We start from the raw sequence: 13,606 nt of genomic DNA on the forward strand, positions 1-13,606 counted from the left end.
CCGGGGCCGCCGCCGATCAGCGCCGCGCCCGGGTCACCTCGGGACTGGCCGATCTGGACATCTGGCTCACCGATCAGGTGCGCACCGGCCTCGCGCAGTCGGACCGGTCCATCCGGGCCTTCGACACCGTGGCGGCCCGCATGGTCGACGCGCAGGCTCCCGGAATCGCCGCGACCCTGCGCCAGTTGCCACTCGCCACCACCCATGCCGATTGGCCCCGGCTACTGCTGCGCGAATACGCCCGCCTGCACCTGCTGGCCACCGCGCATACCCGTCTCGACACCCTCTCCCCCGGCCTGCGCGCCAGCGTGCGCACCCACATCGGCTACCCGACCCCGGCCGACACCGTCCGTGCCGAACCCGCGGTCCGCGACACCTGGCATGTCCTGGGCACCCGGATCACCACCGAGGACGGCCTCTACACCCGCCGAGTCTGGTTGCGCGGCCGCACCTCCGGCCGCTGGGCTCTGCTCGTCGACCACCACTACGGCAGCCCCGCCTTCCCCAATGACACCCCGGCCCCCGGCTTCCAGATCGACGCCGACCTCCACTTCTATCCGAGCGCCGCACCCCTGCGCGCCCTCTGGGGCGACCGCCACGAAGACATCCCCGAACCCTTCACGACCATTCCGCTGGCTACCGCCGGTCCCCTGACCGGTAATCTCGCTGCGGGGAGCGGCGCTTCGGCCGAACCTGGACCGAGCGCCGATACGGCGCGGGCGGCAGGTCGCCCCGGCACCATCGCCGCCGCTCTCGGCGAGCAGGCGCGGGCGCTCGGGGCCGATCCCTTCCTGCGGTCCTGGCCCGTGTTGCTGGCCGAGGTGGTGCCGGTTCGGGGTGAAAAGGGCTGGTACATCGTGGAATCCGGCGGGGATGCGCTGCCGGTGTCGATCGTCGAGGGTGAGCCCTGGCGGCTGCTGGGGCTGTCCGGCGGGCATCCGGTCACCGTGCTCGGGGAGTGGACGGTGGACGGGCTGGTGCCGGTGGCGGCGCTGGCGGCCGGGTCCATGGTGGATGTCGGAGTGGCGCACGGGAATCCGATGCCGGTGCGGGGTGGGGTGGAGGATGCCGGGAGTGCCGAGCTGATCTCCGCGGCGCTCGTCGGCACGGCGCGACGGCATGCCGATCCGTCGGGATTGGCGGCGCCGGCGCGCGCCGCGTCGACCGGATTGACCGGGGATCCGGCCGCTGTGCTGCTGGAATCCATTGCGCTGCAGGATTGTTTCGCCCGCGGCGGCGTCTCGGCCACGTCGGCGGAGCGCACCGAAGCCGCGGCCGACGATGAGCGGCGGTTGCTGCCGGTCGCGGCGGGGGCGCGGCTGATCGGCATGCTGACCGACAATTCACCGTTCCTCGACGAATGGTTCGCGCTGGCCGGACCGCGAAACTTCCGGGCCCCGGACGGGCTGGTCAGTGTGCTGCTCGAGCGCGCCAAAGCGCTGGCGCCGCATCGCGAGCCGCTGCTGCGGCTGGCGGGTGCGCGCGGACGCTGGCTGGCGGCGCAGCATCCGGGCTGGCGGTCGCTGGTGCGGGCCGCCGCCGAGGATCAGAGCGTGTGGTCGCACGGCCGCGCGGCGGAACGGCGCAGCTGGCTGTCGCAATTGCGGCAGCGGGATCCGGCGGCCGCGCGGGCGGCGTTGGCCGGATCCTGGGACACCGAGTCCGGGCCCGGGAAGGCGGAACTGCTGGCCGTGCTGGCGGACGGGCTCACGCTCGACGACGAGGCACTACTGGAGACCGCGCTCGACGATCGGCGCGCGGAGGTGCGCCGGCTGGCCGCGGATCTGCTGGGGCGGCTGCCGGATTCGGCCTTCGCGCGGCGGATGACCCACCGGGCGACGGCCTGGCTGAGTTTCGGTTCCCGGCCGGTGCGCCCGCAGCTGGTCACCACCGGCCCGGGCGTCCTCGACGAGGCGGCCCGGCGCGACGGCGTCGGAGATTCCTTCGGCTACACCGCCTATCGCGGCGACGGGGCGCCCGACCTGTCCACCGAATGGCTGCACCGGGTGGTGGCCGCCACGCCGCTGCGGCACTGGGAGCGCCTGCTCGGCCCGGCCGAGCGGGCGGTGCGGGTGGCCATGGCCGAGGGCGTGCGCGGCCCCATGCTCGCCGGCTGGTCGGATGCGGCGCTGGCGCAACGGAATCCGGAGTGGGCGCGGGCGCTGTTCGGCGCGATCGCCGGCACCGACGCCCGCGATACCGACAGCGACAAGCTGCGCGAACTGTTCGCGCTGCAGCCCGAGGCCGACCAGGTGCGCTACCTGCGCGGTCTGGATTCCAGCTGGCTGGCGGAGATCGAATCCATGGTGCGCGCCATGCCGCATCCGTGGCCCGGCCCGATGGCCGAGCACGTGCTGCGGCTGCTCACCGAGCGCGCCCAGCTGTGCGCCGACCGGCCGGGCGCGCCCAGCCTGGTGCCCGGCTCCTACCGGACGCTGTTCCGCGCGGCGTCCGCTCATTTCCCGGTCGCGGTGGCGGGCATGGTGTCCGGCATCGCGCGCCGGTGCGCGGATCCCTACTGGGAGCAGGCTTTCGACCAGCTCGCCCACGACCTCATTGAACGCACGACGATGCTCGAGGAGTTGCAGTGACCATGACTCAAGAACGGGAAGCCCTGCTGCGCCCGCACGCCGAACAGGCCTTCGCCGACGAACTGAAGGCCCTCGCCGCCGCCGACGATCGCCCGCGCCCGCCGTCCTGGCAGCTGTCGCCGTGGGCGGTGGTCACCTATCTGCTGGGCGGCACCCTGTCCGACGGCACCGTGATCAGCCCCAAGTACGTGGGCCCGCGCCGGCTCATGGAGGTCGCCGTCGCCACCCTCGCCACCGATCGCGCGCTGCTGCTGATCGGTGTGCCCGGAACGGCGAAAACGTGGGTTTCGGAGCATCTTTCGGCCGCCATCGCCGGACATTCCACGCTGCTGGTGCAGGGCACCTCCGGCACCGCGGAGGAGGCGATCCGCTACGGCTGGAACTACGCCCGGCTGCTGGCCGAGGGGCCGAGCGAGGCCGCGCTGGTGCCCTCGCCGATCATGACCGCCATGCGCGCGGGGTCCATCGCACGGCTCGAGGAGCTCACCCGCATCCCCTCGGATGTGCAGGACGCGCTGATCACGGTGCTGTCGGAGAAGACGCTGCCGGTGCCGGAACTGGGCACGGAGGTGCAGGCGGCCAAGGGCTTCAATGTGATCGCCACCGCCAATGACCGCGACCGCGGCGTCAACGAGCTCTCCTCCGCGCTGCGCCGCCGGTTCAATACCGTCGTGCTGCCGCTCCCGGCCGGTGAGGACGAGGAGGTCTCCATCGTGACCCGCCGCGTCGAACAGCTCGGCGCCGCACTGGAATTGCCCGCCGTGCCCGCGGCGGCCGAGGAGATCCGGCGCGTGGTGCGGGTGTTCCGCGAACTACGCTCGGGCATGACCCAGGACGGGCGCACCAAGCTCAAGTCTCCGACCGGCACGCTGTCGACGGCCGAGGCGATCTCGGTGATCACCAATGGCATGGCGCTGGCCGCGCACTTCGGCGACGGCGTGCTGCGGCCCGCCGATATCGCGGGCGCGGTGCTGGGCGCGGTGGTCAAGGATCCGGTCGCCGACCAGGTGGTGTGGACCGAATACCTGGAGGCCGTGGTGCGCCAGCGGCCCGAGTGGTCGGACTTCTACCGGGCCTGCCGCGAGGTGCAGGAATGACCACCGCCGCGGCGGTGCCGGCCGAGCCGGTGGTGCCGGCCGAGTCCGCGGGCGCGGCCGAGACGCGGGTCTTCGGGATCCGCCATCATGGGCCGGGTTCGGCACGCTCGCTGGCGCTGGCGCTGGCGCGGTTCCGGCCGGACGCCATCCTCATCGAGGGGCCCTCCGACGCCGATCCACTCCTCGGTTGCCTTGCGGCCGAGGGGATGTCGCCGCCGGTGGCGCTGCTCGCCTATCAGCCCGACAGCCCGGCCAAAGCCGCGTTCTGGCCCTTCGCGACCTTCTCACCGGAGTGGGTGGCGCTGCGGTATGCGGTGGACAACGGTGTGACCGTGGGGTTCTGCGATCTGCCCGCGAGTGTGGCGCTCGCGGCGACGGACGAGACCGGAGATCGGACCGATCCGCTGGCCATCCTGGCGGCCGCCGCCGGATACGACGACGCCGAACGCTGGTGGGACGCCATTGTCGAATCCGCCTCGGACGCCGACATCTTCACGGCCGTCAACGAGGCCATGGCCGCCCTGCGGGAGCACGCCGAGCACCCGGACGGCGAGCCCGCCGGCCAGGAATCCGATTCCGAGGACGAACCGCTCGCGGTCGAATCGGTGCGGATCACCGTGGACGCGCACACGCTGCGGCGTGAGGCGCACATGCGGCAGATCATGCGAAAGGCGTTGAAGAACGGGGCACGACGGCTGGCGGTGGTATGCGGCGCGTGGCACGCGCCGGCGCTGGAGGGCAAGCTGGGCCCGGCCGCGCCCGACGCGCGGACCCTCAAGGGCATGCCGAAGAGCAAGGCCACGCTGACCTGGGTGCCATGGACGCATTCGCGGCTGGCCAGCTCGTCCGGATACGGCGCGGGCATCACCTCGCCGGGCTGGTACCACCACCTGTTCACCGAGACCGAGCAGCCCATCGCGCGGTGGCTGACCAAAGTGGCGGGCACGCTGCGGGCCCACGATCTGCCGGTGTCGAGCGCGCACATCATCGAATCCGTCCGGCTGGCCGAGACTCTCGCGACGCTGCGGGAGCGGCCGCTGGCCGGGCTGTCGGAGGTCACCGAGGCCACCCGGGCCGTGCTGTGCGACGGCGACGAGACAATGCTGCGGCTGGTCAGCACCGAACTGGTGGTGGGTGAGGCCCTGGGGACGGTGCCGGAGGGGACGCCGACCGTACCGCTGGAGGCGGACCTGCGGGCTCAGATCAAGACGCTGCGATTGAAACAGCAGGCCCTGGAACGCACGGTGGACCTGGACCTGCGGACCGACGGCGGGCTGGCGAGATCGCGGCTGCTGCACCGGCTCCGGCTGCTGGGCATCGGGTGGGGGCGGCTCACCGACAGCCAGGTGCGCAATATCGGCACCTTCCGGGAGACCTGGACGCTGCGGTGGCGGCCGGAGCTGGCGATCGCGATCGTCGAGGCGTCGCGGTGGGGTACCACGCTGCAGTCGGCCGCCGAGGCGAAAATCCTTGATACGGCGCGGGATCCGGACGTCACCGTCGGGAAGGTGGCGGCCGCGCTCGAGGAGGCGCTGCTCGCCGATCTGGGCGGCGCGACCGACGGACTGATCGCCCGGCTGGAATCGGTTGCGGCGCTGGATCACGACGTCACCCACCTGATGGCGGCGCTACCCGGATTGCTGCGGATCATGCGCTACGGCGATGTGCGCGGCACCGACAGCGTGGCGCTCACCCGGGTCGCGGACAGCCTGCTGCTCCGCAGCTGCACCGGTCTGCCGGGCGCGGTCACCGGACTCGATACCGATGCGTCCGCCGCGCTGCGCACCCAGATCGACGCCGTGCACCTGGCGCTGTCGGCGCGCGACGACGAATGGGCCACCGGCACTTGGCTGTCCACCCTGGCGACCCTCGCCGATCGGGACGAGGTCAATGGCGGGATCGTCGGGCGGGCCGTGCGCCTGCTCTGCGATGCCGAGCGCATCGACGGCGCGGAATCCGGGCGCCGACTATCCGCGGCGCTCTCGGTCGGGCGCACCGCTCCCGACAAAGCGGCCTGGATCGACGGCTTCCTGGGCGGGCGCGGGCTGCTCCTGGTCCACGACCGAAACCTGTTGTCGCTCATCGATGATTGGCTGTGCGGGCTCGACGAGGCGCAATTCGTCGCCACCCTGCCCCTGCTGCGCCGGACCTTCGGCGCGTTCGAATCCGGCGAACGGCAGGCCATCGGCCAGGCCGTACGGCACGGCGCGCCAACGGCTTCGGATGCCCGCAGCACCGACTACGACACCGACCGCGGCGAGCTCGCCATGCGCGGGGCGGCCGAGATCCTCGGAGTGGCGGGATGACTGCACATCGAATCCGGGGCGTTGCCGAACGTTCCCACCCCGGCCGGGAGCACGGCTCGGGCAACGTCGCCGACCGTACGGGCGAATCGGCTGGGGCGCAATGGTGTTCGCGGCGGTCACAACGTTACGAGTTGAACAGTTCGAAGGGATTGTCATGACCGAGATCGACGAAGCACAGGCGCGGCGGTGGCGGCTGGTGCTGGGCAGCGCCGGCGAGGCCGGGCTCGGGGGCGGGCTGGGGAGCGCCGACGATCAGGCGATGGATCGGGCGCTGGGGGCGCTCTACGATGCCGGTGGGCAGGGCGCGAGCGGGCGGCGTTCGGGCGGGCTCGGGGGTTCCGCACCGCAGGTGTCGCGATGGCTGGGCGATATCCGCCGCTACTTCCCGTCGACGGTGGTGGAGGTGCTGCAGCGGGACGCGGTGGACCGGCTGAACCTCACCGAATTGCTGCTCGAGCCGGAGCTGCTGGAGGCGGTCGAGCCGGACGTGCACCTGGTGGGGACGCTGCTGAGCCTGAACCGGGTGATGCCGGAGACCACCAAGGCCACCGCCCGCATGGTGGTCGAGAAGGTGGTGAAGGACATCGAGCGACGGATCGCGGCGGCGACCGTGGCCGCGGTCGGCGGGGCGCTGAATCGGGCGGCGCGCGTGTCGCGGCCGAAACTGCGAGACATCGACTGGGACCGGACCATTCGCAAGAACCTGGCCAACTATCTGCCCGAGCATCGGACCGTGGTGCCCGAGCGGCTGGTCGGGTACGGGCGCAAGGCGCAGGCGGTCAAGCGGGATGTGGTGCTGGCCATCGACCAGTCCGGATCCATGGCGTCGAGCGTGGTGTACGCGTCGGTGTTCGGCGCGGTGCTGGCGTCCATGCGGTCGCTGCGCACTTCACTGGTGGTCTTCGATACGGCCGTCGTGGATCTCACCGAGAAGCTGGCGGACCCGGTGGAGGTGCTGTTCGGCACGCAGCTCGGCGGCGGCACCGATATCAACCGCGCCATCGCGTACTCGCAGTCGCTCATCACCCGACCGGCCGACACGCTGTTCGTGCTGATCTCCGACCTGTACGAGGGCGGCGTCCGCGCGGAGATGCTGCGGCGCGTTCGCGCCATGAAGGAGGCCGGGATTCAGGTGGTGGTGCTGCTGGCGTTGTCCGACGAGGGCGCCCCCGCCTACGACCGCGACAATGCGGCGGCCCTGACCGCCCTGGGTGTACCCGCTTTCGCCTGCACCCCCGACCGTTTCCCGGACCTGCTCGCGGTGGCGCTGGATCGCGGCGATGTTGGGATGTGGGCACACAACGCGCTGAGCGGACAGACATAATGGGCACGCACCACGTGGAAGCACCCTGCCACGCGGTGCGCCTCGAGGATAGAAGTGCCCAATGGTTCGCGGCCCGTCTCGTTCTGGACTGACGAAGCGGGGGAGTGAAGCGGAGGAGCGGAGGAGGGAAGAACGAGACCTCCAGGGCCGCGAACCCGCCCATAGCGAAGCGGAGGGCGAATTAGATACAGAACGGGGGCTCGATTTTGCGCTCTGGTGATGTCTTCGCCGATTACGTCATCGAACGCGAGCTCGGTCGCGGCGGCATGGGCTCGGTGTATCTGGCCAAGCACCCGCGGCTGCCGCGGATGACCGCGCTGAAGCTGCTGAATCAGGAGATGTTCGCCGACGACGAGATTCGCGCCCGCTTCATCCGCGAGGCCGACCTGGTCGCCCGGCTGGACCACCCGAATATCGTCACCGTGTACGACCGCGGTGACGAGGGCGAACAGCTGTGGATCTCCATGCAGTACATCGACGGCATCAACGCCTCCTCGATCACGCCCGGCACGCTGCCGCCGCTGCGCGCGGCCCAGATCATCGGCGAGACCGCCAAAGCGCTCGACTACGCGCACGGGCTGGGCGTGCTGCACCGAGACGTGAAGCCCGCCAATATCCTGCTGGCCCGTTCGTCGTCGAAAACCGGTTCGGGCGAACGCGTCTACCTCACCGACTTCGGTATCGCCCGCCTGCGCGACGACACCGGCCATCTCACCCAGACCGGCACGGTCACCGCCACGCTGGCCTACGCCTCCCCCGAGCAGCTGACCGGCGCGTCCCTCGACGGCCGGTCGGACCAGTACTCGCTGGCCTGCACGCTGTTCCAACTGCTCACCGGCACAGTCCCGTTCGAGGGCACCAGTCCCGCGGCGGTCATCCGCGGCCATCTCCAGCAGCCGCCGCCGCCCGCGAGCCCGCTCCGCCAGACCCTGCCGCGCACCATCGACGCGGTTCTCACCAAGGCGCTCGCCAAGCGCCCGGCCGACCGCTACCGCTCGTGCGTCGAATTCGCCACCGCCGCCGAGCGCGCCCTCCAGGCCCCGCGCACCTCCGCGCCGCCGCGCCCGCCGACCCCCGCGCATCCGCAGCCGGTCGTCGCCCCGCGCCCGCCGACGCCGGTGCGCCCGCAGCCGGTGATCCAGCAGCCGCCGAACCCGACGCCGTCGACGCCGCGCCCGCTTGTGGGCCCGGGCCCGTCGTACCCGAACCAGGCCCCGTCCTATCCCAGCCCGGGCCCCGCGTACCCGGTCCCGCCCCCGTCGAACCCGTCCTTCCCCAACCAGCCGATCCCGAATCAGCAGGTATCGACCCCGGCGTACCCGAATCAGCCCGCGCCGCAGACCTTCTCGAATCCGGCGATCGCCCCGGCCCCGTTGTACAACCAGCCGCAGTCCTACGCCCCGCGAACCAACCCGCCACCGAGCTACACTCCCCCGCAACGCAATTCGAACACGACGGCCTGGCTGATCGCCGCCATCGTCACGGTGCTGGTCATCGTCATCATCGTGATCGCGGTGATCATCAAGAGCAGCAAGTCCAAGGCCGACGCCCCGCAGCACCCGGACACGGTGGTCACCCTGGCCTTCGCGGACGCGCTGACGCCCGACAACGCCTTGAATGCCAAGCTCGTCCGCATCGCCCTCTGAACCCAGGAAATAACGAATTCTCGTGATGTGGTGACCTGGGCTTTACCGGAAATATCTATGTCATGAGCAGCACAGACATCCGCCCCGCCCGCCCGACCGTTCTCGTCACCGGAGCCACCGGCGGCGTCGGCCGCCACCTGGTCGCCACCCTTCTCGCTCGCGGCGCCACGGTCCGCGCGCTGACCCGCAAGCCCGAGGACGCGAACCTGCCCGCGGGCGTCGAGGTCGTCGCGGGCGATCTCACCGACGCCTCGACGCTCGGCCCCCAGGTGTTCGAGGGCGTCGATCGCGCCTTCGTCTTCCCGGCCCGCGGGATCGACGTGTTCCTGGACGCGGCGGTCGCCGCCGGCGTGCGCCGCTTCACGGTCCTGTCCTCACTGGCCGCGGCCATGGAGTTCCCCCGCGACCACGGCTCGGCGAGCCAGTTGCACCACAGCGCCGTCGAGGCCGCCGTCACCGACCGCACCGACGAGTGGACCATCCTGCGCCCCGGCACCTTCGCCAACAACCTCCTCGAGTGGCGCTGGCAGATCAGCTCGGGCGCCCCGATCCGCGCCCCCTACCTCTCCTCGGCCCAGGCCCCGATCCACGAACACGATGTCGCCGACGCGGCCGCCGAGACCCTGCTCTCCGACGACCACCTCGGCCGGATCATCCCGATCACCGGCCCCGAGGCCCTCACCCGCACCGAACAGGTGGCCACCCTCAGCGCCGCCCTCGGCCGCGAGATCCCCCTCGTCGAAATCACCGCCGACGAATTCCGCACCGAGACCTCGCAATTCATCCCCGAGCCGATCATGAAAATGCTCCTCGCCTACTGGAGCGACACCCTCACCACCCCGGACCGGGTCCGCCCCGCCACCGTCGTGACCGGCAAGCCGGGCCGCACGCTCGCCGAGTGGGCCACCGACCACCGCACCGACTTCGGCGCTTGACCATGCCACGGACCATGCGGCCCGGCCATTCGGACCGGGCCGCCCCCGTCATGCGGTCGTCACTCCCGCCTCCGCGAACTGCCCAGCCGGACAATGCCCTCGGCGACAAGGCATTCCGCACCCTCCGATTCAAAGGTCGAATACACCCGCCCGAGCCCTGCCCAAGAATGCATCCCACTCCGCCCCGGAGACGCAGATGATCGGCTGGGCAGCGGGATCGCTTGCGGGTTCACGCAGATACTTGCTGCCGCGGATCAGCACCGCCGGACCGCAGAGCCGAACCTCAACGCAACTCCGACTTGTGTTGAACCAGGACGACCCCAGCCAAGCGTCGGTGATGATCCGTCCAGACTCGATGGCGCTCATGCCCGGCCGAAGTGGCGCTGCCAGACGCCTACAGATCCGCGATCGCCGCCAGCGGCGGCGTCCGGGCGGCTCGCACCGCGGGCCACAGCGCTGCCAGCACACCGACCACACCGGAGGCGAGCAGCATCAGCACGATCTGGGTCCACGGCACCGCGATGGTGGCGATGCCGAGGTCGGCAAGGGTTTTCAGGAAGCCCACCCCGAGCGCGATACCCAGGATGACGCCCACCACCGCGCCGAAGATCGCGATCAGCATGGACTCGAGGTAGATGCTGCGGCGAACCTGCGTTCGCTGCATACCCACCGCCCGGAGCATGCCGATCTCCCGGCGGCGTTCCACCACCGACAACGCCAGCGTATTGACGATGCCGAGAATGGCGATCACCACCGCCAGCGCCAGCAGGCCGTAGAGAATGGCCAGGAGCGTGTCGATCTGCTTGCCCTGCGCGCCCTTGAATTCGTTGCGGTCCTGGACCTGAACGATCACGTACTGTTCGGTGGCCTTCTCCAGGTTCTTCCGCATGACCGGGAGGTCGGCGCCGGGCTGGGCGGCGACCAGGACCAGGAAGCTGGACCGGTAGCTGACCGGGACCGTTTGCTCGTACAAGGCCATGGGGGTGACCAGGTTCTGCAGCAGCTGGGTGTCCTTGTAGATGCCCGCGACGGTGACCTTGAACTTCTTGTAGTCCATGCTGGTGATCTCGACGCTCTCGCCGAGCTTCCAATCATGGTCGGCGGCATAGGTTTCCGACACCATGATGTCGTTGTCGCCGAGCTGATCGGTGCCCTGCCGCATGGTGTAGTTGAGCACCTTGGCCATCTGGCCCTCGGGTGCGGTGCCGATCACCTGCTTGCCGTCGACCTTCAGCGCGATACCGTGGAAGGCCACCACATCCTTGACCTGCGGCACCTGCTCGATGGTGGCGGTGGCGGCCAGCGGGACGCCGATGATCCCGCCGGGCGGCCCGGCCAGAATGTAGTCCGCCTTCACACCCTTGTCGACCAGGTCGCTGACACTGGCCTTCGCCGAGGACCCGAGCATGCCGATGGCGGACACCAGCATCAGACCCAGGGTCAGGGCGAACGCCGTCGCCGCGGTCCGCCGCGGATTGCGAATCGCGTTGTTGCGCGCCATCCTTCCGACCGGACCGAACGGCCGCACCAGCACACCCAGCCCGGTCAGCACCGGCCGCGACAGCGCCGGAGACGCGAACAGCACCGCGAAGATCAGTGCGGCGGCGCCGATTCCGACCACCGCGGCCGCGTTGCCGCCGGTGCCGCGCGCACCCAGCACCACCAGCACCGCACCGGCCACCGCCAGCACCGCGCCGATGATGGTGCGCACCCGCAACGAGTCACCGGCCGAATTCGACTCCGAGCGCATGGCTTCCACCGGCGGCACCTTGGCCGCCCGCCGCGCCGGCGCGTACGCGCTCAACACCGTCACCACGGTGCCGACCCCGAGCGCCACCACCACCGTGCGCGGTTCCAGCGACATGGTGCCGGTGGGCAGGCCCAGTTTGAACGCGTTCAGCAGCCCGGACAGGCCGAACGCCAGGCCGACGCCCGCCGCCAGACCCAGTGCGCTGCCGAGCAATCCGACGATCAGCGACTCCCCCACCACCGACCGCGAGATCTGCCCGCGGCTCGCGCCGACCGCGCGCAGCAGCGCCAGTTCGCGCAGCCGCTGCGCCACCAGCATGGAGAAGGTGTTGTAGATGATGAACGTGCCCACCAGCAGCGCGATGGACCCGAACGCCAGCAGGAAGTAGTTGATGAACTTCAGCGCGTTGCCGAGCTGCGCCTTGAAGTCGTCGCGCACCTGCTGGGCGTCCTGCACCTTGTAGTCGGGCAGCGCGGCCTTGATCTGATCGCGCAGATCGTCGGCCTTCACCCCCGGCTGGGCCGCGATGTCCACGTACGCCACGTGCAGGCCGTCGGTGAACAGCTGGCGGGCCTGCGAATCCTCGAACTGCAGCGAGATGAACCCGCCGGTACTGGAGGCGTCGATGGTGTAGATGCCGGAGACGGTGACGTCGATATTGCCCTTGGACGGCACCAGCACCGTGGTGTGGTCGCCCACCTTCAGACCGGCCCGCTCGGCGCCGCCCGTGTTGATGGCGACCTGTCCCGGCTGGGCGGGCGGCACGCCGTCGATGAACTTGTCCGGCTCGGCCACCGACTTGCCCGGCGGCAGATACGACTGCCCGAAACTCGGTGCGCCACCGGTCTGTACGGCGTGCCCGTCCTTCAGCAGCACCACCGGGCCGTTCACGCTGGGCGCGACGGTCTTGACCCCGTCCAGGTGGGAGAGCTTGTCCACCACGTCATTCGGCACGCCGAGCGACTGCTGCTCCTTGGGCTGCACCCGCACGTCCACGCCCTTGGCCTGGGAGGCGAAGATGCCGTCGAACGTGCTCTGCAGCGTGTCGGTGAAGATGAAAGACCCGGAGATGAAGGCGGTTCCGAGCACCACCGACAGCACGGTCAGCACCAGGCGCACCTTGTGCGCGGCGAGATTGCGCAAGGCGACCTTGCGCATCGGGGAGGCAGCCATCAGAGAGTCTCCAGCGACTTCATCTTGTCGAGCACGGAATCGGCCGTCGGCTCACGCAATTCGTCCACGATCTGCCCGTCCGCCAGGAAGACCACGCGATCGGCGTAGGAGGCCGCGCGCGGATCGTGGGTCACGATGACCACCGTCCGCCCGAACTCGTTGACCGCCGCGCGCAGGATGTTCAGCACCTCGCCGGAGGAGTGCGAGTCCAGGTTGCCGGTCGGCTCGTCCCCGAAGATGATGTCCGGCTTGCCCGCCAGCGCGCGGGCGCACGCCACGCGCTGCTGCTGGCCGCCCGAGAGCTCGGCGGGCCGGTGGGTGAGGCGGTCGCCCAGGCCCAGCCGCTTGACCACCGTGGACAGCCACTCCTCGTCGGCCTTGCGGCCCGCGATGTCCAGCGGCAGCGTGATGTTCTCCAGCGCGGTCAGCGTGGGGACCAGATTGAACGCCTGGAAGACGAAGCCGATGCGGTCACGCCGCAGCTTGGTCATCTGCTTGTCCGAGAGCCGGGTCAGATCGGTGTCACCGATGTGGACCGCGCCCCCGGTCGCCGCGTCCAGCCCGGCCAGGCAGTGCATCAGGGTCGACTTGCCCGAGCCCGAGGGGCCCATGATCGCGGTGAACTCGCCCTTCGCGAACTCGGCCGTCACCCCGGCCAGCGCACGAACCTGTGTGTCGCCCGATCCGTAGACCTTCACCAGATCGGTCGCTCGGGCGGCGACCGTGGCCGTGCCCTGCTCGAGCGTGGCGGATTCCGAGACGTTCGAAGTCATGATGTCCAGTG

9 protein-coding genes are annotated in these 13,606 nt (G+C 70.5%); 6 read left to right on the forward strand and 3 right to left on the reverse strand.

Going from position 1 to position 13,606, the window contains the following annotated elements; all coding sequences use genetic code 11:
• From ON33_RS22640 to ON33_RS22665, 6 genes are all read left to right on the forward strand, one after another.
• Nucleotides 1-2,591 (forward strand): DUF5691 domain-containing protein (locus ON33_RS22640; RefSeq protein ID WP_040861069.1); only part of this gene is annotated, 2,591 nt, incomplete at its 5' end.
• A gap of 2 nt (nucleotides 2,592-2,593) precedes the next feature.
• Nucleotides 2,594-3,688, forward strand: a complete 1,095-nt coding sequence (locus ON33_RS22645) for an ATP-binding protein (RefSeq protein WP_040861070.1) — start codon at nucleotides 2,594-2,596, stop codon at nucleotides 3,686-3,688.
• Nucleotides 3,685-5,994 (forward strand): DUF5682 family protein, encoded by a 2,310-nt coding sequence (locus ON33_RS22650; protein ID WP_051152656.1) that lies wholly within the window; start codon nucleotides 3,685-3,687, stop codon nucleotides 5,992-5,994. Before ON33_RS22645 ends, ON33_RS22650 begins: the two co-directional genes overlap by 4 nt.
• 154 nt (nucleotides 5,995-6,148) lie before the next feature.
• A complete protein-coding gene (locus ON33_RS22655; protein ID WP_040861071.1) occupies nucleotides 6,149-7,318 on the forward strand; it encodes a VWA domain-containing protein in 1,170 nt (389 codons plus the stop codon).
• Nucleotides 7,319-7,524: 206 nt separating this feature from the next.
• A complete protein-coding gene (locus ON33_RS39870) occupies nucleotides 7,525-8,964 on the forward strand; it encodes a serine/threonine-protein kinase (protein WP_245550668.1) in 1,440 nt (479 codons plus the stop codon).
• A 62-nt stretch (nucleotides 8,965-9,026) separates the two neighbouring features.
• Nucleotides 9,027-9,899: an SDR family oxidoreductase gene (locus ON33_RS22665; RefSeq protein WP_040861072.1), complete on the forward strand. Its 873-nt coding sequence runs from the start codon at nucleotides 9,027-9,029 to the stop codon at nucleotides 9,897-9,899.
• A 129-nt stretch (nucleotides 9,900-10,028) separates the two neighbouring features.
• Here the strand turns inward: ON33_RS22665 and ON33_RS22670 are convergent, their stop codons facing one another.
• Genes ON33_RS22670 through ON33_RS22680 form a run of 3 tightly spaced genes read right to left on the reverse strand, consistent with a single transcriptional unit; the run spans nucleotide 10,029 to nucleotide 13,595 of the window.
• Nucleotides 10,029-10,265, reverse strand: a complete 237-nt coding sequence (locus ON33_RS22670; RefSeq protein ID WP_051152657.1) for a DUF397 domain-containing protein — start codon at nucleotides 10,263-10,265, stop codon at nucleotides 10,029-10,031.
• 28 nt (nucleotides 10,266-10,293) lie between these two features.
• Nucleotides 10,294-12,822, reverse strand: coding sequence for an ABC transporter permease (locus ON33_RS22675; RefSeq protein WP_040861073.1), 2,529 nt, complete (start codon nucleotides 12,820-12,822; stop codon nucleotides 10,294-10,296).
• Nucleotides 12,822-13,595: an ABC transporter ATP-binding protein gene (locus ON33_RS22680; RefSeq protein WP_040861074.1), complete on the reverse strand. Its 774-nt coding sequence runs from the start codon at nucleotides 13,593-13,595 to the stop codon at nucleotides 12,822-12,824. Before ON33_RS22680 ends, ON33_RS22675 begins: the two co-directional genes overlap by 1 nt.
• Between the last annotated feature and the right edge of the window lie 11 nt (nucleotides 13,596-13,606).

The sequence above is a fragment of the Nocardia niigatensis NBRC 100131 genome (genome assembly GCF_000308655.1).
Classification (GTDB): Bacteria; Actinomycetota; Actinomycetes; order Mycobacteriales; family Mycobacteriaceae; genus Nocardia; species Nocardia niigatensis.

Bases quoted from the DNA above. Each gene is read 5' to 3' on its own strand.
- ON33_RS22665 (WP_040861072.1), top strand. From the start codon at position 9,027: ATGAGCAGCACAGACATCCGCCCCGCCCGCCCGACCGTTCTCGTCACC.
- ON33_RS22680 (WP_040861074.1), bottom strand. From the start codon at position 13,595: ATGACTTCGAACGTCTCGGAATCCGCCACGCTCGAGCAGGGCACGGCC.
- ON33_RS22645 (WP_040861070.1), top strand. From the start codon at position 2,594: ATGACTCAAGAACGGGAAGCCCTGCTGCGCCCGCACGCCGAACAGGCC.
- ON33_RS22650 (WP_051152656.1), top strand. From the start codon at position 3,685: ATGACCACCGCCGCGGCGGTGCCGGCCGAGCCGGTGGTGCCGGCCGAG.
- ON33_RS22655 (WP_040861071.1), top strand. From the start codon at position 6,149: ATGACCGAGATCGACGAAGCACAGGCGCGGCGGTGGCGGCTGGTGCTG.
- ON33_RS22670 (WP_051152657.1), bottom strand. From the start codon at position 10,265: ATGAGCGCCATCGAGTCTGGACGGATCATCACCGACGCTTGGCTGGGG.
- ON33_RS22675 (WP_040861073.1), bottom strand. From the start codon at position 12,822: ATGGCTGCCTCCCCGATGCGCAAGGTCGCCTTGCGCAATCTCGCCGCG.